The organism is Cytobacillus solani (genome assembly GCF_006704205.1).
GTDB lineage: Bacteria > Bacillota > Bacilli > Bacillales > Cytobacillaceae > Cytobacillus > Cytobacillus solani.
Window position 1 is genome coordinate 564,980 of the sequence record NZ_CP041305.1, and the last position, 20,895, is coordinate 585,874.

19 protein-coding genes and 3 pseudogenes are annotated in these 20,895 nt (G+C 34.7%); 7 read left to right on the top strand and 15 right to left on the bottom strand.

Annotated elements, in window-relative coordinates; genetic code table 11:
* Positions 1–2: 2 nt before the first annotated feature.
* Together FI644_RS02885 and FI644_RS02890 are read right to left on the bottom strand one after the other, a co-directional pair.
* On the bottom strand, positions 3–857 hold the full coding sequence (locus tag FI644_RS02885; protein WP_142108008.1) for an ABC transporter ATP-binding protein: 855 nt from the start codon (positions 855–857) through the stop codon (positions 3–5).
* Positions 857–1,237: a GntR family transcriptional regulator gene (locus FI644_RS02890; protein WP_053474821.1), complete on the bottom strand. Its 381-nt coding sequence runs from the start codon at positions 1,235–1,237 to the stop codon at positions 857–859. The genes FI644_RS02885 and FI644_RS02890 overlap by 1 nt, the downstream gene beginning before the upstream one ends.
* 299 nt (positions 1,238–1,536) lie before the next feature.
* On the opposite strand from FI644_RS02890, the pseudogene FI644_RS02895 reads away from it, so the two are divergent.
* A pseudogene (locus FI644_RS02895) lies at positions 1,537–2,087 on the top strand (recombinase family protein).
* 36 nt (positions 2,088–2,123) lie between these two features.
* A pseudogene (locus tag FI644_RS02900) lies at positions 2,124–5,071 on the top strand (Tn3 family transposase).
* Between the two features lie 25 nt (positions 5,072–5,096).
* On the opposite strand, the gene FI644_RS02905 reads toward FI644_RS02900, so the two are convergent.
* From FI644_RS02905 to FI644_RS02915, 3 genes are all read right to left on the bottom strand, one after another.
* Positions 5,097–5,528, bottom strand: a complete 432-nt coding sequence (locus tag FI644_RS02905) for an anthrone oxygenase family protein (RefSeq protein ID WP_053474818.1) — start codon at positions 5,526–5,528, stop codon at positions 5,097–5,099.
* Between the two features lie 302 nt (positions 5,529–5,830).
* Positions 5,831–6,976 carry a hypothetical protein gene (locus tag FI644_RS02910; RefSeq protein ID WP_142108009.1) on the bottom strand — a complete coding sequence of 382 codons (1,146 nt, stop codon included), beginning with the start codon at positions 6,974–6,976 and terminating at the stop codon, positions 5,831–5,833.
* Between the two features lie 319 nt (positions 6,977–7,295).
* Positions 7,296–8,093 (bottom strand): IS3 family transposase, encoded by a 798-nt coding sequence (locus tag FI644_RS02915; RefSeq protein ID WP_142108010.1) that lies wholly within the window; start codon positions 8,091–8,093, stop codon positions 7,296–7,298.
* Between the two features lie 124 nt (positions 8,094–8,217).
* On the opposite strand from FI644_RS02915, the gene FI644_RS02920 reads away from it, so the two are divergent.
* The gene (locus tag FI644_RS02920; RefSeq protein ID WP_053474816.1) at positions 8,218–8,745 is read left to right on the top strand and encodes an NAD(P)H-dependent oxidoreductase; all 528 of its coding nucleotides are present in this window, start codon (positions 8,218–8,220) and stop codon (positions 8,743–8,745) included.
* Between the two features lie 67 nt (positions 8,746–8,812).
* Here the strand turns inward: FI644_RS02920 and FI644_RS02925 are convergent, their stop codons facing one another.
* The 4 genes from FI644_RS02925 to FI644_RS02935 all read right to left on the bottom strand — a co-directional run bounded on the left by FI644_RS02925 (position 8,813) and on the right by FI644_RS02935 (position 11,050).
* Positions 8,813–9,172 carry a winged helix-turn-helix transcriptional regulator gene (locus FI644_RS02925; RefSeq protein WP_053474815.1) on the bottom strand — a complete coding sequence of 120 codons (360 nt, stop codon included), beginning with the start codon at positions 9,170–9,172 and terminating at the stop codon, positions 8,813–8,815.
* A gap of 73 nt (positions 9,173–9,245) precedes the next feature.
* Positions 9,246–9,368, bottom strand: coding sequence for a hypothetical protein (locus FI644_RS27090; RefSeq protein WP_256376280.1), 123 nt, complete (start codon positions 9,366–9,368; stop codon positions 9,246–9,248).
* A complete protein-coding gene (locus FI644_RS02930; protein WP_053474814.1) occupies positions 9,365–9,823 on the bottom strand; it encodes a hypothetical protein in 459 nt (152 codons plus the stop codon). The genes FI644_RS27090 and FI644_RS02930 overlap by 4 nt, the downstream gene beginning before the upstream one ends.
* Before the next feature lie 594 nt (positions 9,824–10,417).
* On the bottom strand, positions 10,418–11,050 hold the full coding sequence (locus FI644_RS02935; RefSeq protein WP_181758169.1) for a DUF8580 domain-containing lipoprotein: 633 nt from the start codon (positions 11,048–11,050) through the stop codon (positions 10,418–10,420).
* A 247-nt stretch (positions 11,051–11,297) separates the two neighbouring features.
* Here FI644_RS02935 and FI644_RS02940 point away from each other — a divergent pair, with 247 nt between their 5' ends.
* Positions 11,298–11,711 carry a hypothetical protein gene (locus tag FI644_RS02940; protein ID WP_142108011.1) on the top strand — a complete coding sequence of 138 codons (414 nt, stop codon included), beginning with the start codon at positions 11,298–11,300 and terminating at the stop codon, positions 11,709–11,711.
* Positions 11,712–11,941: 230 nt separating this feature from the next.
* Here the strand turns inward: FI644_RS02940 and FI644_RS26720 are convergent.
* From FI644_RS26720 to FI644_RS02955, 3 genes and pseudogenes are all read right to left on the bottom strand, one after another.
* A pseudogene (locus FI644_RS26720) lies at positions 11,942–12,388 on the bottom strand (DDE-type integrase/transposase/recombinase); the annotation flags it as partial.
* Entirely contained in the window at positions 12,307–12,534 is a 228-nt protein-coding gene (locus tag FI644_RS02950; RefSeq protein WP_142108012.1) for a hypothetical protein, read from the bottom strand. The gene FI644_RS02950 and the pseudogene FI644_RS26720, both read right to left, overlap by 82 nt.
* A 738-nt stretch (positions 12,535–13,272) precedes the next feature.
* The gene (locus tag FI644_RS02955; RefSeq protein ID WP_053474810.1) at positions 13,273–13,836 is read right to left on the bottom strand and encodes a hypothetical protein; all 564 of its coding nucleotides are present in this window, start codon (positions 13,834–13,836) and stop codon (positions 13,273–13,275) included.
* A gap of 306 nt (positions 13,837–14,142) precedes the next feature.
* Between FI644_RS02955 and FI644_RS02960 the strand changes: the two genes are divergently transcribed.
* Positions 14,143–15,066, top strand: coding sequence for an EamA family transporter (locus FI644_RS02960; RefSeq protein WP_142108981.1), 924 nt, complete (start codon positions 14,143–14,145; stop codon positions 15,064–15,066).
* Between the two features lie 86 nt (positions 15,067–15,152).
* Here FI644_RS02960 and FI644_RS02965 read toward each other — a convergent pair whose 3' ends face one another.
* Positions 15,153–15,596 carry a YfmQ family protein gene (locus FI644_RS02965; RefSeq protein ID WP_053474809.1) on the bottom strand — a complete coding sequence of 148 codons (444 nt, stop codon included), beginning with the start codon at positions 15,594–15,596 and terminating at the stop codon, positions 15,153–15,155.
* A 394-nt stretch (positions 15,597–15,990) separates the two neighbouring features.
* Here FI644_RS02965 and FI644_RS02970 point away from each other — a divergent pair, with 394 nt between their 5' ends.
* Entirely contained in the window at positions 15,991–16,341 is a 351-nt protein-coding gene (locus FI644_RS02970) for a VOC family protein (RefSeq protein WP_056683046.1), read from the top strand.
* 385 nt (positions 16,342–16,726) lie between these two features.
* Here the strand turns inward: FI644_RS02970 and FI644_RS02975 are convergent, their stop codons facing one another.
* Positions 16,727–18,937: a heavy metal translocating P-type ATPase gene (locus FI644_RS02975; RefSeq protein WP_142108013.1), complete on the bottom strand. Its 2,211-nt coding sequence runs from the start codon at positions 18,935–18,937 to the stop codon at positions 16,727–16,729.
* Between the two features lie 129 nt (positions 18,938–19,066).
* Complete coding sequence (locus FI644_RS02980) at positions 19,067–19,891, bottom strand: cytochrome c oxidase assembly protein (RefSeq protein ID WP_053474807.1); 825 nt, start codon at positions 19,889–19,891, stop codon at positions 19,067–19,069.
* 210 nt (positions 19,892–20,101) lie between these two features.
* On the opposite strand from FI644_RS02980, the gene FI644_RS02985 reads away from it, so the two are divergent.
* Positions 20,102–20,890: a hypothetical protein gene (locus tag FI644_RS02985; RefSeq protein WP_053474806.1), complete on the top strand. Its 789-nt coding sequence runs from the start codon at positions 20,102–20,104 to the stop codon at positions 20,888–20,890.
* Positions 20,891–20,895: the final 5 nt, after the last annotated feature.

Here is a 20,895-nt window from a genome sequence, read left to right on the forward strand (position 1 = left end):
TTTTATCCCTCCTTTACATAGGCTAACATTATATTTTCAATGGAAGGCCTCTCTATTAAACAATCGTTCATTTGTTCACGTACTACGTCTAATTTGTCGGTAATTCCTTCGAAGCCAACTGCTGTTTGACGCAAACTTAAAAATAATCTTCTTGTATGTTCATTGATTAAACTATTATCTCCTTTTACCAAAGCATGCCTATCCAGTAGTTCATCTTTACTTTCGTTGAATATGATTCTGCCTTTATCAATCAATATAAGCATGTCAGCTACTTTATCTAAATCAGAAGTTATATGAGTAGAAAAGAATACACTCTTTCCATCCTCTTCCATGAAATCTAAAAGTATCCCCATTAACTCATTACGAATTAATGGGTCAAGACCACTTGTGGGCTCATCCATTATCAATAAATCAGCATGATGAGAAAGAGCTAAAGTAAGGGCAAATTTCATTCGCATACCTTTCGATAAGGTTGCAATTTTTTGGTTTAATTTCAAATTAAATCGATTGATATACTTTAAAAAAATAGATTCATCCCAGTTCGTATATGCAGGGGCAATAACACTTTTCATTTCTTTCAATGTCATATCTTCATAAAAATAGCCTTCATCTAAAACTACCCCAATACGATTCTTTATTATGTACTCATTTTTTTCTATTTCTTTGCCAAAAAACTTAATGCTACCTTCGTCCCTTGGATAGAGTCCAAGTATAGTTTTTATAGTTGTTGTTTTTCCGGAACCATTAATTCCGATAAAACCAGTTATACAACCTTCTTTTAATAAAAAGTCCACTTTAGCTAAGCTGAAAGTATCTAACTCTTTCTTTAAGTTTTTCACATCTAAAACAGCTGTCATCACTCATCATCCTCTTCAAAAATGATATCCATCATTAAATAAAGTTCTTGTTTATTTATTCCTAGGGTTTTAGCCATTTGCCACGCCTCTGAGAGCTTTTTTTCAATCATGTGTCTTTTAGATTCCGACAACATCTCTAAGTTGTCGGATGCTACAAATGAACCCTTTCCAACGGTTGTTACAATAAATCCTTCCTTTTCTAATTCGTCATATACTCTTTTTGTTGTAAGAACACTAACATGTAAATCATTTGCTAATGAACGAATGGACGGAAGTTTTTCACCTTCTTTTAATTCCTGACGGAGAATTCCACCTTTAATTTGATCCTTTATTTGTTGATATAACGGTTGTTCGGAACCATTTTTAATAATTATTTTCATAGAAACCCTCTTTTTTTAACTGTATATGTAATTGATATACACCATATACATAATATACAATTATTATAACTTAATTTCAATATCTAAAATAAGATAATGTCTTAATCCAATTATTGTAAAGAGTTGATGAACCATAAACGACCGTTTTTGGTTCTGATAAATATTTTAAAAAAAACAATCTATTTCTATTAATCTGTAGAACCAAAACTCATTCCTAAAATCAAAGTAACATTTTTAATATCTAATACCGTTTTTGGTGCTAATATGAGGTTATAAACTACTTTTGCAGGTGATGAATGATGATATTTGGTTATGCACGTGTAAGTACGGAGGAACAAAACTTGGATATGCAAGTTGATGCCCTTACAAAATTTGGAGTAGAGAAAATTTATAAAGAAAAGTTGACCGGAACTAGAAAAGATAGACCCCAACTAGAAGAACTTCTTAAGGTCTTACGCAGTGGCGACAAAATTGTTGTATATAAACTTGATCGTATTTCACGTTCTACAAAACATCTAATTGAACTTAGTGAATTATTCAATGATATGGGCGTAGATTTTGTCTCTATTAATGACAGTATGATACTTCAACTGCAATGGGGAAGTTTTTCTTTCGTACAATGGCAAATATTGCAGAGTTAGAACGAGATATTATTAGCGAAAGGACAAAATCAGGACTTCAAGCAGCAAGATCCAGAGGAAGGAAAGGTGGCCGACCATCGAAGAAAAAGGAAAAAGTTGAAATGGCAATAAAAATGTATAAAAGTAAGGATTATACAATCAACGAAATAACAGAAGCAACGGGAGTCAGCAAAACCTCGCTGTATAGATACTTAGATAAAGTAAATTAGGCTCATACCAAAATTATTTATAAGGATTGATTTAACTTGAGTGTGAAAGAACTGCTGACACCAGAACAGCGCAAGGAAATTTTAAACCTTAATAATTTATCAGAATTTGAATTTACTTCTTATTACAGTCTATCTGACTATGATATTGATGTTATAAATCGTCATAGAAGAGATCATAATCGCTTGGGGTTTGCACTCCAATTATGCATTCTTAGAAACCCCGGTTGTTCTTTAATTAATATGTCAGATATACCCGAAAACCTTATTAAATACATCGCTAATCAAATTAATGTAGATCCAGAGTTTACACTTCATATGCTCAACGTGATACAACTAGACGTGAGCATTTAGACGAAATACGTCAAGTATATGGATACAGAAACTTTAATAACAGTGATTATCGTACGATTTCTAATGTTCTTTTAAAATCTGCATTGGAAAATGGAAATTCGATGTATCTAGTACGCACTGCAATCGATTTATTAAGAAAGGAAAAAATAATCCTTCCTGCAATACCAACAATCGAGAGGATGGTTTGGCTAACAAGAACGCGTGCAGAGAAAAAAATATATGCCATACTAACAAGTAATCTTTCTGAAAGACATAAGTGTGAACTAGAAAAGTTGATCGATTTAACGGTAAATAATATTAAAACCCAATTAGCTTGGCTTCGGGAAATTCCCGGACAGTCGTCACCAGATTCTTTTTTAAAGGTCATACAAAGACTAAAGTACATTAAAGAAATGAATATTGCAGCCAATACGGCATTAATACACCCCAATAGACTCTTACAATTAGCACGAATTGGGGCAAGATATGAACCCCATTCTTTTAGACGATTTAAAGAAGATAAAAGATATGCATTATTAGTCGCTCACTTAATCACTCTTTCCCAAGACTTAACTGACCATGCCATTGAAATTCATGATAGGCAAATGATGGTGTTACAAGCAAAGGGTAGAAAAACTCAAGAAGAGATGCAAAAACAAAATGGAAAGTCAGTAAATGAAAAAGTTGTGCATTACGCAGATATAGGAACGGCTTTAATTAAAGCCAAAGAAGAAGGGATCGATCCTTATGCGGCACTAGACCAAGTAATGCCGTGGGAGAAGATTGTAGAATCAATTGAAGAAGCTAAATTATTATCAAGACCAATGGATTATGATTATCTCGATTTAATAAAAGCCCGATATAACTATTTAAGGAAATATACTCCAAGCCTGTTGGATTCTTTAGTGTTCAAATCTACTAAATCAGCAGAGCCTTTATTGAAGGCATTAGATACCATACGAGAATTAAATGATTCTGGAAAAAGGAAAATCCCTGATGGCTCACCTTTGAGTTTTGTTCCTAAACGTTGGCAAAAACATGTTTTTGATGATGAAGGTAACATTAACCGTCAATATTATGAAATGGCTGCCTTAACAGAACTCAAAAACTATATCCGTTCCGGTGATGTTTGGGTTGAAGGTAGTCAATTACATAAGGATTTTGAAGAATATTTAGTGTCAAAAGATGATTGGGGAAAAGCAAAGATTAAAGGGACTAATATAGCTGTTAATGTAAGTTTTGAACAGTATATACAGGAAAGATGTGAAACTTTAAATACTAAGCTTCAATGGATATCCAAAAATATTGATAAAGTTGAAAGTATCAACATTGAAAAACAAAAGATACATGTTGAGAGACTTCAAGCTGATACTCCTGAAGAAGCTAGAAATTTCAGCTTATCGCTTTATAATATGCTTCCAAGAGTTAAACTTACTGATTTATTAATGGAGGTAGCTGAATGGACTGGATTTAAAGAGTCATTTGTTCACGCTTCTTCAAATCAACCGCCTAAAGGTGAGGAAAAGTCTATTGTGATGGCTTCATTAATGGCGATGGGGACAAATATTGGATTAACTAAAATGGCAGAAGCAACTCCTGATATTTCATATCGCCAGATGGCCAATGTTATGCAATGGAGATTACATGAAGATGCGATGACTCGCGCTCAAGCTACACTGGTAAATTATCAGCACCGTCTATCTTTATCTACATATTGGGGAGATGGGACGACATCATCTTCCGATGGTATGCGTGTTCCTGTCGGTGTATCATCGTTACATGCAGATTCAAATCCGCATTACGGTACTGGGAAAGGTACGACCATTTATCGTTTTACAAGTGATCAGTTTTCTTCCTTTTATGCCAAAGTTATTAATGCAAATGCAAGGGATGCCGTACATGTGATAGATGGATTATTACATCATGAATCTGACCTTACAATTGAAGAACATTACACTGATACAGCCGGTTACACGGATCAAGTTTTCGGATTAAGTCATTTGTTAGGGTTTCGTTTTGCACCAAGACTAAGAGATATAAGTGATGCTAAATTATATACCATTTCTTCTCCTAATGATTTTCCAAACATAAAAGGCATACTTCGAGGTAAGATTAACACAAACGTTATTAAAGAGAATTTTGATGATGTATTAAGGCTGGCACATTCAATTCGAGAAGGAAGAGTTTCTGGATCATTAATCATGGGGAAATTAGGTTCGTATGCAAGACAAAATAAAATAGCTACATCTCTTCGGGAGATTGGAAGAATTGAAAAAACAATCTTTATTCTTGACTATATTACGAATGAAACATTAAGAAGAAGGATACATCGTGGACTAAATAAAGGGGAAGCCATGAATGGATTGGCCAGAGCTTTATTTTTTGGTAAACGTGGTGAATTCAGAGAACGAGGCATACAAGGTCAACTACAAAGAGCTAGTGCATTAAATATATTAATCAATGCAATAAGCGTATGGAATACTGTGTATTTGAGTGAAGTGACAAAAGAATTTAAGAAAAGGAATAGTCTAAAGGAAGAATTACTTCCACACATTTCACCGTTAGGATGGGAGCATATTAATTTTCTTGGAGAATATAAATTTGATTCACATCGATTACCCACAAATTCTCTAAGACCATTAAATAAAAATTAACCTATAACACATAAAGCCAAATTCCTTAACGTACAGGTATTTGGCTATTTCTATGTCGAATTTTGCTTAGCGTACAAAATTCCCGAAATGTTGGCTGTACCCCTACACGAGCTAATTCATCATTTAGAGGAACATTGCGTACAACCGTGACTAGAAAACTGCCAACAAAATATAGCAAACTTCCAGCAAATAAAGGAATGGCATTTGCACTTTTCCAATTAAAAATAGAATGGGTTATAAGTAGTATAGTAACTAAAGCTGTTCCCAAAAATACAGTTAAAAAAGATCGGTTTAGTACCACTACATTAATTGACTGCATCGCAGCAACTCCCTGCTCATCCGGTAGCCGAGCAAGTGCTTTCATAACAAATGAAGAAAGTGCGAAGAACACTCCAGCAACCAAGCCTGAACCCGTAGCTCCAAATAAGATTACATATGGAATTAATTGGTCAATCAAACCTCATCATCCCACACATTATAAATCATCTCCTTATTTTGAATACTTTTGTTATTCGTTAGAAAAAGATAAGTTTCCTTCTTTAACTCCCTCAATATACTAATCACTATCTTAATTTATAAAAAAGTTTGATTGTTTCAGTGCTCCTTATGCCATTAAAGCGCCCGGCTGCTGAATAAAAATTTTACAATTAATGCACAGTATGTTCGTACAGCAATTATTTATTATTTGCATTTTCCTATGGCAAAAGCAAAAAATATTTCATTCAGTCGAACGTATGTTGAACATTTCTTTAAATGACTTTATTTATCTCTATACAAGAAGAATTTCTCATACAACCTTTCCAGCATATTATTATATTGTTCATGGATCTCCTGCAGCTTTTCTTGGAATTTTCGTTCAATTTCCAGAACGGCACGTTCTTTTTCTAAATCCTTTGTATTGGTGAAGTAAGTTAACTTGTTTTCAAGTTTTATCTTTAGGGAGTCCAGTTCTTTTTCGTTTTCTTCGGTAGTCTTGTTGAGTAATTCAGTTAACAGGTTAATTTTGGATTGTTGTTCACTGACGGTTAACTTTAATTCTTCAATGGAAGGTAGTAACCTTTTTTCTTTTTGTTTAAACTCAGTATCCATACTTTCTTTTAAAACTGTGCTTTCCTCAGTGTTTGTTTTTTCATTATTCATTTCAAGAACATTTAATTGGCGGGTATCAAGTAAAAGAGGGGGTATCTTGTTCTCCTTTAATATTGAAGCGTGATGTATATTAAATTCCTCAAAATTTGTTTTCGCTGTTGTACTTGCTGCAAAAAATGAATTAGTAGGGGGAAAAACTTCTGCAGTAAGCCCAAGGTTATAAGCCTGGATATTTACTACATTTCCAGGATTTGCGTTCAGACGATGAGAAGCTCTTATTTCGTACGTATAGGTTCCCGCAGGCCCGGGTACATCGACAAAAGTAAAATTCGGATGCCAACTGTAAAATTGAAAAGTACCCTCAGGTCTAGTGTAGACTCCTTCAACGAAAGCGCTAGTTAAGGGGACGCCATCCCTAAACAACTCATAAATTAGGGCTAATCCAAATGTAGTTGATGATGATACTGCTTGAACTCGAGTACTTACAATTGCATCTATTTTAACTCTTTCATTATCATTGTTGGTAGTAACTTGAACATTTACAATAGGTACTGGGTCAGTGATTAAAAGAGGTATCTCTACTACTAACGCCTGTTCCTCAGTTACGAAAAGATTTGTACTAGGACCTGGATCTCCTTGAGCTCCCTGTTCACCTTGTATTCCTTGTATTCCTTGTATTCCTTGAGGGCCTTGAGGACCTTGAGGACCCGGTGGCCCAGCTGGTCCTTGGGGACCCATTAATCTTGGTAGGTTAGGCGGTTTTGAAATCGGACTAATTGGACAGCATCCCTGAAAGGGGTTATTATTGTTAACCATACAAATCATCTCCTTAATAAAAAACACCTTGTAAAATAATATGTAGTGACTTTTGGAGATTCTTGGACTACGGTTGACTTTCTGCTATTGCCTTCCTATGTATACCAAGGGTTAGGCTCTTGTCCATTATTACTCGTTTATGCAGGATTTTATTAATCGTTGATAGATCAACGTTTTAGGCTTCTGAAGAAGCCTAGGAACTGTATAAAAAAGTCGTGTTTTATGTAATTCTTATTCCATATAATGGCCCGATTACTGAAAAAGGCACAATTCCTCTTCTGATCTGACCCCTGTCAAGTAGACACAAAAATAAGCGCAGTTAAAAAGCCTTACTTCTATATTCGATAGGAGTCAGGTTGTTTAGCTTGTTTTGAAACCTTTCGTGGTTATAAAAGAGAATGTAGTCTTTAATAGCCCTTCTAACCTCTTGTGAAGTTTTAAAAGAATGCAGGTTAAAACATTCTGTTTTTAAATGACTAAAGAAATTTTCCATACTAGCGTTATCCCAACAGTTGCCCTTTCTAGACATACTAGCTTTCATTTTATTTCTTGTAAGTAGCTGATTATAGTTATGGGACGTGTATTGGTATCCTTGATCACTATGGAGAAGGATTCCCTTTACATTCCTTCCTTTTATGGCTTTTTTTAGAGTATCCAAGACTATTTTATAATCATTGCGTCTACTAATTTGGTACGCAACAACTTCGTTATTATATAGGTCTTTGATGGCAGACAAGTATAGTTTCTGTCCATTGAAAATGAGGTACGTAATATCAGTTACCCACTTTTCATTAGGGCGAGAAGCGTAAAAAGCTCTATTTAAATAATTATTCGAAATAAGATAGGGTTCTTTCTTTCCGTAATAAATTCGTTTCTTCCTGATAATGGCTTTAATACCTAGTTCACTTAGTATCCGTTGAACTTTTTTGTGATTAATGTGAATATCATAGGTCCTCTTTAACCAAATTTGTATTCTTCTATAGCCATAGATGCCCTTATATTTCTGATGGCATTCTATTATTTTCTGCTTTAGCTTCTCATCCTCTATCTGCCTTTCCGAAGGAAATGCTTTACGCTTTACCCAATTGTGGTATCCACTTCTTGAAACTTTAGCCAATAAGTAACGTCAAATATCAAAGGTACTTACCTTTATGTAAGTACCTGTAATAAAAGTGCGTACTTACATATTTTTAGTTTAGAATTTACAATAAAAATGAAGTCAGCCTAAGGAGGAAGAAACATTGAAAACTCTTATTATCGCAACACACCCCAGTTTAGAAACATCTGTTGTTAATAAGCGATGGGTAGAAGAATTAAAAAAATATTCAAAAAAATACACTGTACACGAATTGCATAAGGTTTATCCTGATGGGAACATAGATGTGGAAAGAGAACAAAAATTGATTGAATCTCATGGAAACCTTGTTCTCCAATTTCCTGTATATTGGTTCAACTGTCCTCCTCTCTTAAAAAAGTGGCTGGATGATGTTTTCCTTTATGGATGGGCTTATGGTTCAAAAGGAGATAAATTAAAGAATCGTAAAGTTGCTTTAGGGGTATCTGCCGGGATCAAAAACGTGGATTATAGTGAAGATGGAAGATATCATTATACACTCGAACAAGTTTTACGTCCGTTTGAGACGACAGCCATCTATTGTAAAGCAGATTATCGTTCGTTCTTTGCGTTTTATGGAACAGAATTTGAGCCATCTGCAAGTGAAATTGAAAAAAGCACTCAAGATTATTTAAATTTCATTGATAACATGTAATGGGTAACTTTTATAAAAGTAAAAATAAGGAGTACCTCCTAAACAAGAAGGTACTTTCTTTTTATGCCTATTTTGTTCCAGCTTCTAGAGCTTGAAAATTATTTTCCACTCCCCACTCGCACATCATATCTAACAATGGAATAAGTGAACAACCACGTTCAGATAATGAATATTCAACTTTTGGAGGTATTTGGGGAAATTCTTTGCGTATAATAAGGCCATCTTCCTCAAGCTCTTTTAACATAACACTTAGTGTTTTAAAGGAGATAGTCCCAATACGTCGCTTCAGCTCATTGAACCTCATAACCTTATTTTCAGACAACCAATACAAAATAATCATTTTATATTTACCACCTATTAAGGATAACGTATATCCAAAACCAGTGTTTTTTAGTTCTACGCCAGTCGGAACACAGGTTTCTCTCACAATCCCCACTCTCCTTCTGATAAAAATATCCTATTAATATGAATACTTTATAGTAAACCACTATGCAATCTTATCACAAGAATGTATAGTAACTCGTTTTTATTTTCATTAATGTTTTTAATGTCATATATTGTTTCATTCTCATGCAAAGAATTAAATTGACTAAGAAAGAAATATTAAAAACTTTCTTACTCATTCTGTTTCCTCCACAATTTGACCCACCGGAGCCAACGGACCCCACTCATACGTATACCGGTTGTCCCAATCAACATTGTCTCTCATATATGAAGGTTCCCCCCGAACCAAAGCAGGATTCTGCTCTACATCTGTTAATCTGACAATCGGTAAGTCAAGACTTGCTTCTGGCAATGTTTTCGTATCACCTTTTACAAGCTGAACGAATGGAGGTATAGCACTAAATCCAACAACTACTGTAAATAGTAAAGCTATAGTCGAATTTAATCGGTAATGCATCTCCCAAGGAGCATGATGATCAATCGGTTTTCCTTCGATAAGATCCTTTCGCAAAGCACGAATAGAAATAGCTGCTTGTAGCGAAGTATAGGCCAAATATCCGATGAAGATGGTTAAAATAGTTTGTTGAATTGCCAGCCCTTCAACTAGCTGAAAAGGGATACGGAATGTAACCATACCATACCCCTTTTGTCAACAAACTGAAAGACTAAAAACTTATTAATGTAAGTAATTCCTTAGATATTTAATAAAACGGTTTATTATTTTTCATTTCATTAATCCATTTAGTTATAGTGGCAAATTCCGCATAATTAATAGGATACTTTTACACTCACAAATTTTCTTACTTGCTGGCTCTAAGTATGAGGTTGTAGCTATTACAGCTCTATCCGCATTCTTGTCTACCATATCAAAATAAAGTGCTTTTACATAAATTACACTTACTTTATTACCAAAAATAAGCGTTAATCCTTCTTAACGTTAATTATGTTATAATAAAAAAACGTCTAATCCCATATGTACCAAGGGTTAAGACATTTTCAATACAAAAATTATTTAAGCGTTAAATTGAATTTTACGCATAATTTTACAAAAATAGACAGCAGTGGCTAGGACAAAACCCTTTATAAACTAAAAAGCCTGTGAAATTTTACGGGGAGTTAAACTTCACAGGCTTTGATTCTTTTTACCTTTATTTTCATGTAGCTGGTGAGCATACCCGTCGGGTTAGGTATAACATGCTTCTTCGAATTGTGCAGAAATAATAGTGTTTTATTCACTTTGTACGGTAGATAGGGAAATATGAATGGGCCCAGCGAAATCGGATACCTCCGCCCCTTTCGGATTATGAAGACGGAACAAAAAAGCATCGCCCGATTCCGATGTCCACACGATATAATCGCTGATGCCTTCCTTTCCGGAAGCTTGAAGGTAGAGATCCGCGAAACCAAGAGGATGTTCGAGCAACTCGCCACTAAAATTGGACACATCACCGAATTGACGTAACTCTTCCTTACCCGCTACCTCAAGTTGAGCCAAATCATAATCGGATGGCAGTGGTTCAATATAAACGTAATATCCTGGGTTTCCACTTAATGATAGGCGACCCGCAGTTGCGTCAAAAGTAAATTTCTCAAAGACATACAAAGAAAACCCTTTCCCCTGATGTAGAGTAGCCTCCAGTGACTGATTCCCCTTAGATGTTAGCAGTTCAAAGCTTTCAACTGCTGGACGAGTTTCTAGAGCGGTTGGCTTCTGCCCGGATGAAGAAGACGATACCGATTCAGCTTCTGAGGTTTCCTTTATCGTTGTATCGGAAGGCCTTGTTTCTCCTGTGCAAGCAGTAAGCATGAAAACTATGACTAGTACCAGTATACTTTTCAAAATGGCATATAGTCTTTTCAATTTAATCGCTCCTTTCAAAAATGATACTCTTTTTCTGCAGTGTATTTACTCTCACGTTATCCTCCTTGAATGGTTAGACGGATAAATGGTAAATAAGTTACTTAATTATTCCGCAAAATGGCCCGATTGTTGAATCGTATGTCTAGGGGTACAGTCAGGAAAGTAAAATGATAAATTATTTTCACCCTGCTTAATCTTGTTTTTTTTGGAAATTTGTTACCATAAAAAATATGGAGGTATCTTTAATATGAAAAAAATTCTATATCTAGTTTTTACTTTTGTTGTTGTTGGTGCCATTTGGTTTGGGGGAAATAGTCAACTTTCTAAAAATCAATTTGTTTTTACTGTAGCTGACGAAGATCTACAAGATAATGGAACTATCTCTGATGGAATCCATAACACATCAATGTTTTTAAGTATGTTGTTAGAAGATTCATCTGAATTTTCGGAATTACGTGGACTTGAAACCCTAAAAGGATATTCAAAGGGTGCCGTGCAACTAGCTGAAAAAAGAAATGCTGACAAGTCCATTAAAGAGAAACTAATCCAAACTGAGCAACTAATCCATGAAGCTGAAGTAAACAAAAATATTACCAAACTTCAAGAAGCAAATGAAATCTTAAAGAAATTAGACTTAGAATTTAACAAAGATGTCCTTTGAATAGTGGAACTTGAACCATTAAAATTAAATGGATGATACTCTTGTAAGAAAAGAGTTGAACTGCTTACTCTTGGTTGCTTAGTATAAAAGAAACTTTGTCTGCTAAAAGGTAATTTAATTTCCTAATATGAATTAGTTAATTTCTACACCTATATTTTGTAAAACAATTGAGTAAATATAAAATAATAATGGTACGATATATGTAATCAAATAATTGTGAATTTATTGGTTAATTCTTCTAAACTATTAAAATGTCTACCTTTCACAAATTCTGTTTTGATGATTTTGAATGTTGCTTCGGCTACGGCATTATCATACGGACAGCCTTTCATGCTTAAGGATCGTTGGATATTAAATGTCTTTAATGCATCATCAATCAATTTATATTTAAACTCATTTCCACGAACCGTATGAAAGAGCTGTATCTTATTTAGATCAACCTGGATAGAAGCTAATGCACGATAAACAAGTAATGTATCTTTATTCGGCCCTGTACTAAAACCGACGATTTCTCGATTAAAGAGAGCGACAAAGACACATACCTAATTCCACTTTTGATTTACTCTTAGGTACGTTAAATCACTTACGACTGCTGTCAGTTCTTGTTCCTGGGCGAATTCACGATTAAGTTCATTCTTCTGTTTCGATTCATTACAGGATTTCGCATGTGGCTTAAATGTTTTGTTGCCTTTTCAATGAATGTATCAAGAACATTTAAATTAGAAATTTCAATTAGATTAGAAATTTCCTTTAATTTATTTTCTCCAACTGGATAAATTTCTCCTTCTTTATCAATCTTGTAATGACCTTGATGTAGACCCATTAACCTGTAAGCATCTTCAATTACAGGACCTTCATATTTCTTTAAAAACAATAATACTTTTTCGTTTTTCTTAACTAGGGGGTCAAGTTCACCGAGGTCATTTTGTAAAAGAGTAATTTGGGTGTTTCGTTCTAGAGTACCATCAGTATCTTTATATATATCTTTGATTTTAATTTCAGATTTATAAAACGGTACTCCCTCGAATTCAAATTCTTCTGTATCAGTATCGACTTGCCCTATAATTATAATAGGACTTTCTTCAGTTAATTCTTGAACATCTCCAAAGATTTCAGTCGGATCACCATTAATGAATTCCTTTTCGATTCTTTTAACAAAAGTAAAACAAGATTATTTTTAAATTTGGATATTAAGAAAGAAGCCACCCAGCAGAAATCAAACTATAAATACTTTTCTGAAAAAGTAAAACTTGTAACTCCTACATCTCCAAGTCTTGCTCCCTATTGTTGAAGATTCAGCCAGTTAGTATTTGTTAAAGAACCTCCTTCACTATATAGAGAAAGGTGTTACTATTTGACTAACTAATTAATATTTTCCACTCAAAAGCCGAACTTGTCCTATTGTGTTATTTATTTCTTAAAACTAACGATTGCTAACCTATAAATGCGTTAATCCACGTGGGATTAACGCATTTTTTTGTGGATGGTTATTAATCTTCTAATCACCCTCAAAATTTTCTTCTTCCATTTTTCTTAGCTATTAAACAATGAATGTTAGCTATTAATCTCTTTCCCAAAATAAAATACCACTGTCATCTGCAATGACAAAATAATTGCCGCTATATGAAAATCCATAGCCATACAAAAAGCCTCGATAAATACGAACGCAATTTTCATTGTGTCCTTCAACAAAACAGTCCTCAAATGCAGGCTGATAGATGATGTCTTCACAAGGGAAAAGTGGAGAAACTCTGCGTAAACGATCCCCGTATTTACTGCCGATTGGCAAAAGACTGCCGCCATACTTGCCTGCTAATTTAATCGTTTTATCTTTTAAAACGTCAAATCCTTCACAAATTAACAGCGTTTCATCTAAGTGAAAGTCTTCTGAATAATCACGAGCAATCTTTTCTGTTTTTGCTAGATCGATAATTCCTCTGCCATTCGAGGATACGACAAGGCATAAATCAGATGATTCATCAAACCCAAAATATTCGAGGCCACCAACATTAAAGCTGCCCTTATAGGTCCAGCCAGCTGGACTTTTAACAGAAGGTATTTTTTCTAATATGTTCGTTATTTTATTTCTATGTTTCTCAAATGCCTCACTTTTAAAATAATCCATTTATGGCCCTCCATTCGTTCATCATATTATTCATCATAGCAAAATTGCTTCTATCTATTTAAATACATTCCTGGTTGAACCTGCTCAATCGTGGAATATCGCGCTAGGAAGTTAACCACTTCTCATCAGCAGATTTTCTAAACTAGATTTGTATAAGCATTTTTTTCGTCCATTTCCATAAAAAAAGGTTGCAAAACAGGCGATACATATTTTATATTAGAGTTTATGATTTTTTTTTAACACTCCTAAAATCATAATCAAAATTTAAGTCATCAGGAATTTTAGGAAGGATGTAGTATGATGAAGATGTATCTCTATCCCCTGCTAGTTATTATTGCAGCTAGCAGCTTTGGTGTTGTTTCCACCATTATTAAACTGGCAATGGGCAGTGGCTTTTCAGTGTCTGAGGCTGTTACTAGTCAATTTTTTGTCGGTTTTTGTATCGCCGTAATTATTTTCTTACTTACAAACAGAGCAAAATTTAGCTTTAATGGGGTTAAAATACTGATTTGTGCAGGTATTTTAACTGGGTTAACAAATATTTTATATGGTCATTCCTTGAACTTTTTGCCTGCTTCTTTGGCGGTTGTCCTTTTGTTTCAATTCACATGGATTGGCATGCTGATTTCTTGTATCTCCAAACGGCAATTACCAAGCAGAATTGAAGCCATATCCTTACTCGTATTGGTAGCTGGAACGATCCCGGCTGCTGGGTTGATTGATGTTGATTTATCGCAAATCCCTCTTCAGGGGTGGCTATGGGGGCTAGCAGCTGCTCTTAGTTATTCCTTCTTTTTATTTGTGAACGGAAAGGCAACTGCAAATATGTCAGCCTCAAACCGTTTAGTATGGGTTTCTTTTTCCGCTTTTATGATTACGGCTGCTTTTCAATCTCCGGAAATTATTTGGAACGGTACGCTGTTTAACGAAGGACTTTGGATGTATGGATTGGCATTAGGGTTATTTGGCATGATTATTCCTGTTTTCTTATTCACAATGGCCGTTCCTAAAGTTGGATTAGGGATGTCATCGATATTGAGTGCCTTTGAATTGCCTATCGCGGTGATGGCATCCGTGATCTTATTAAGCGAAACGGTTACACCATTGCAAATTGCAGGTATTGTAACCATCATTCTCGGTACGTGTTTACCAGCGTTGCTAAATAAAAATGGTTTGTTAAGAAAAAATAAAATGACAAAACAAACGGTGTTAGGCGAACATGTGAGTTGATACAAAAGGGACAGTTCTATTGCTTCAATGAAGCATGAGAACCGTCCCTTTTCTTACATTTCTAGCAAATAAGTATATAAGACTTTTTATACACTTATCCCGTTTGAATTAGTAAGATTTTGTAAATTAGTAGAGCTAAGATTATAAGAAGCAACTTTCTTTTTCCACTGCTTAACTACAAAAATCTGATCATCCTCACAATAAACATAGAATTTCATGTTTCTTTTACAATCCTTTACATTAATGATAAATGGAATAATATTAGTATCTGGACTTAAAAATAGTTTTTCATCCCCCGGAAAAATATGGTTTCTATCTAAGAAAAGAGCTTTATTGAAATAGTCTGTAAATCTAATTTTTTCTTCCCCTTCTAAGTACTCTCCATTAAATATTATTGAAACATCTTTGGCATCTAGTTTCGGATGAAGTGCAAATTTACTTAAAAGCCAATTTACAACTGCACTTGGTGGACTTGTTAACATCTTCAATGTTATTCCAAGAATGATAATAACAAAAGCAGTCCATGTCATATCTATCCACTCCTTGGGTAATTTCTGGGTGCCTTATTTTACAAATAAGTAAGTATTATTCTAGTTATCCACTTCTTAATCATATATAATATTTCATTTTTTTGACCATCCAATCCATTACTTTTTTGACCGTCCATTTACCAAAAAATGAAGGAAAATCAAGAGCAATTCTGATTGAGTTTAGTGCTGCCACATTCTCTCTAGCAAAAATGAATCAGGCATAACATGTTTAGGATCCCATTTTGCTTAGATTCAACAACCGCTTTTGCATTAAAATCCAATATTTAACTTACTTGTCTAGCAGTGCTTGTAGTAACAGGCAGAAGTTCACAAGAAGGAGATTTTTATTTCATCACGAATTAAACCTCTAAAGCTAAAAATTTGGAGGTAATCTATGAACCCTATTTTAAATCAAATTGGTACGGTGTTTATTCCTGTAAGCAACATTGAGGAAGCTCGTAACTGGTATTGTGACATATTAGGGTTACCAGCAGATGGTGAGATATTATTTGGTCATCTGTATATAATCCCTATGAACGGAACGGGAATTGTATTAGACAGCAAGATTTATTCAGAGGACAATATTTTCAAAACGCCACCTTTTCATTTGAACACTGCCAATATAGAACAAGCATATGAGCATATGAAGAGTAAAAATGTCGAATTAACAACCGAAATTGAGCATAACCATTGGTTTAATTTCAAAGACCTTGATGGAAACCATTTAATGGTTTGCAAATGCTAACCCTATTGTATTAACGATAAACGTTAATTACGTATTGAGTGGTCTCTTTTTTTATGTAGGCTCTGTTATAACTGAATGTTGATTTTTCTGTGTTTGAAAAATAAGCGGAGAATTTCCGTTTATTTTGGTAAATACCGATATTTCCTTAAAAATAAGGGGAGTTTTTCCGGTTATAGTATCCAAATCACAGGATTTCGTCTGAATCAGAGCAATTAACCGGAATATCTCCGCTTATATCTGCTTCTTGAGCTTCCTCTCTATATATTAGCCGGAAATTCTCCGCTTATGAATTCTCATACATACATGAAAATCAAAAATGAAAAATAGCAGACATTTCTAGCAAATAGGTATATAAGACTTTTATATACACTTATACCGTTTGATTTTAGATTCTAGTCTTTTGTAATCTAAGAGAGTTAAGGACGACTGAGACTGAACTAAAAGCCATTACAGCACCCGCCAGCCAAGGGGCTAAGAGTCCGAACATCGCAAATGGAATGCTGATCATATTATATAGAAACGCCCATACAAAGTTTTTCCTAATATTGGTCATCGTTGCTTTACTTATCTTAATTGCATCCACAACTTTACTCAAATCACCTTTTATTACCGTAATATCACCAGATTCAATCGCAATATCGGAACCAGTACCCATCGCAATTCCAACATCAGCGACTGTTAAGGCTGGTGCATCATTAATCCCATCACCAACCATAACGACATGCTTTCCTTCGTCCTGAAGTGATTGAATGATTTCTGCCTTTTTTTGTGGTGTGATATTTGCTTGAACCTTTTCAATTCCAGTCTTTTTGGCAATCGACAGGGCGATCTTCTCGTTATCACCAGTTAACATGATCACATCCATTCCCATCTGCTTTAGACGAGTAATCGCTGATTTTGATGATTGTTTTACCTCATCAGCAACGGCAATAATCCCGGCAAATCGAGCATTAATAGCGACTAACATGACTGTTTTTCCTTCTTGTTCAAATCTTTTAATCTCTTTATCTGCTCTTGATGGAACGTAAAGTTTATTCTTAATAAAGTAACTTGGATTAGAAATTAACACTTCTTTCCCTTTTACAAACGCCTTGATTCCATATCCCGGAATGGTTAGTACTTCGCTTGCACTTGGAAAATGAAATACCCTCTTCTTGGATTCTTTCACAATCGCTTTTGCAACAGGATGTCCTGAAACCCCTTCAACAGCACCTATCATTTCAAAAAAGTCACTTTCACTAAAGGATTCAACATACATGTCCGTTACTTGAGGCTCTCCTTTTGTAATCGTTCCGGTTTTATCAAGAATGACGACATTGCTTTTTCCTAAAACTTCAAGATATTTTCCCTCTTTAAAAAGAATGCCTGTCTGTGCTGCTCGTCCACTCCCTACCATTACAGAAGTAGGGGTAGCCAATCCAAGAGCGCATGGGCATGCGATAATTAATACAGCAATTACTTTTTCCAGCGCTTCACTTAATTGTCCCGGCTGGATCATGACATACCACAAAACAAATGTAAGCATTGAAATGACAATAATAATCGGAACGAAGATTCCTGTCACCTTATCTGCTATGTGCTGAATAGGTGCCTTTGAAGATTGTGCTTCTTCCACAATGCGAATGATTTGTGACAAAGTAGTCTCAGAATCTCTTTTAGTAACCTTTATTTTTAATGTTCCGTTCTGATTAATGGTCCCTGCATAGACATGATGACCAATGCCTTTTTCAATTGCTGCACTTTCTCCAGTTAACAATGACTCATCAATCATTGAGTTTCCTTCAATAACTTGTCCATCTATTGGCACCTTTTCGCCAGATTTAACAATAATCACATTGCCCGGAGATAATTTATAAACAGGCGATTGGGATTCCTTTCCGTTCAAATACAATGTGGCTGTTTTCGCCTGTAATTGGTACAGTTTCTTGATTGCCTCTGTAGTCCTCATCTTCGTTCTTGCTTCTAGTAATTTTCCCAACAAAATAAACGTGATAATAAATGCACTTGTTTCATAGAACAGTACAATTGAATGTGGACGTTCTAAGGTATTTAAATGAGTGAAAGTCAAATAATGGCTGTAATAAAAGGCTGCCGATGTACTTAAAATGACTAAAACATCCATATTCGCACTTCCACTTTTCAACGATTTCCAAGCCCTTTCATAGAATTGGTACCCTATTATAAATTGAATAGGAATGGTAATAGCAAATTGGAATAATGGATTGATGAAAACCTCTGGAACTGTAATAAAAGAAGCCCAACTAAAATGAGAAAACATCGCCCATGCCAAAGGAAAAGTTAGCAATGCTGAAACAAAAAACTGCCATTTGAGGACTGTAATTGCTCTATGCTTCTCCATTTCTGACTGAAGGTTATTCTTTCTATCTATTTCCGCATCAAATCCAATTGTATTAATCTTCTTGATAATCTCATTAATATTTATCTTAGTATTGCTAAATGTGACACGTCCCTTTTCAGTTGTTAAATTCACATGTATTTCCTCTACCCCATCTATTTTAGAGACCGCCTTTTCTATTCTTGTTGCACAAGCGGCACAATGCATTCCTCTAATTTCTAAATGGTTTGTTTCTTTCATCCTCTATTTTCACCACTTTCTTTTTCGCCAAATTAATATAATCTATTAACAATAGATACGCTTTAGAACAATTAATAGAGAAGAGCCTTATTTTAATAAACTAGAGTTGATAATAAAAAAGAGGTATTTTTACGGACTTACTTTATCTGCTTGAGTGTCCGATCTCTCCGTTCCAAGCCTTATGGCAGCCATTAATGACATTTTATGAATGCCCAGCATAATAAATCCTGCCATTGCTTGATCATATTTTGTATTAAATGGAGGAGGAAGGATATGAATGGATATGGATTGAGAGGGCATGCAAAGAAGAGCTGTTATTTGTGTCAAGAAGGGGTTATTTGCTCCGTCTATTAAGGCGCTGAAAACGGATAATAAGCAAGCTGGCATTAATAGAACGCCACTCAGTAATACATATCGTTTCTTTTGTCCATCACATAGTCGTTGCTGTGGATCAGGTGACACAATGGGCCACCACATACTAAAAGATAATATCAACAGTAAACATATATACCCATTGTGAACCAAAGGGTGTTGTGTAAAAACAGTTAACACAACAGGTAAATGATACATCAAAAACAATACGGCAAAAACGATTAATGAAAGCTTAGGCGCCAGGAACCGTTTGCTTATTATTTTGTTAGCTATCGGCGTCTTCAGTATCCTTTGAAACAACTGACTAGGAATCCCTAATAAAAAAATGGATGGGACAATAAAATATAAAATGCTCATTTGAATCATGTGTAAACTAAATGAGAGATGACTTATCGCAGTTAAAGGACTGCCGATGGTTAAGTATAACAAGCCTAAACTTAGGAAAAAGAATAGTGGTTGTTTATGATACATTTTTATGTCTTTCAAACGATTAACGAATAATGCATATAAAACGGCAATACCTATCACACACAATAGCAATGGTTTATTCCACGTCAGATCTACAAGTAAAATATTAAACATCTAATTCCTCCTCCCCGCAGCTTGACCCCTTTGCTATTGAGAAACAATGTTCATTTATTAACTATATATAAGTATGTTTGATTATGTGATTTATAACAATAAATCTTAGTATTTAGCTGTATGCTGTAAAGTGAACGGCTCCCTATAGGGAAAGAATAAAAATAACCTACATTTGGAAATATATTATAAATAGTTCCGAAGGTGGATTATATGTACAACTATACAAACGATAACACTGCCAGACGATATAAAGCCCATGTTAGTGTTTTAGGAACAACACAATTGCATTTAAGAAATCCTTATATCATTGCCTGGTGGTCCGCAGCGTTCCCTGGGTTCGGGCATATGCTTTTATCTAAATACCTTAGAGGTTACGCATTATTTATTTGGGAAGTTATAGTTAATGTGAATGCGAATATTAATTCTGCCATGATCTATTCCTTTCAAGGGAATATTGATATGGCAAAAGAGGTATTAGATACAAGGTGGCTTCTTATGTATATTCCTGTTTACCTTTTTGCCATTTGGGACAGTTATCGGACAACAGTGGATATGAATCGAATTTACCTTTTAGCAGATAGAGAGGATCACCGTTTTAATACGTATGCCATTGGAGCATTAGAGATTAACTACCTAGATAAACGGAATCCAATCGTTTCAATGATGTGGTCATTGTTGATTCCTGGTCTAGGTCAGTTATATATTCATCGGATTTTAACAGCTATATTTGTCATCATATGGTTAGTTATTTTTTATTATTTTTCTCATGTGCAAGAGGCGATTGTACTCTTGATTTTAGGTGATGTAAAAGAAGCAACCTCCGTGCTGCATTCAGAATGGCTTCTATTTATTCCTTCTCATTATGGGTTTGCTATTTTTGACTCTTATGTTAATACGGTGGAAAATAATAAACTTTTTGAAAAAGATTTAAGAAAACATTTGACTGTGAATTATCAATCGAGGAATTTCCAAATACGTAAAGGACAAAAAGTGACATGACACAT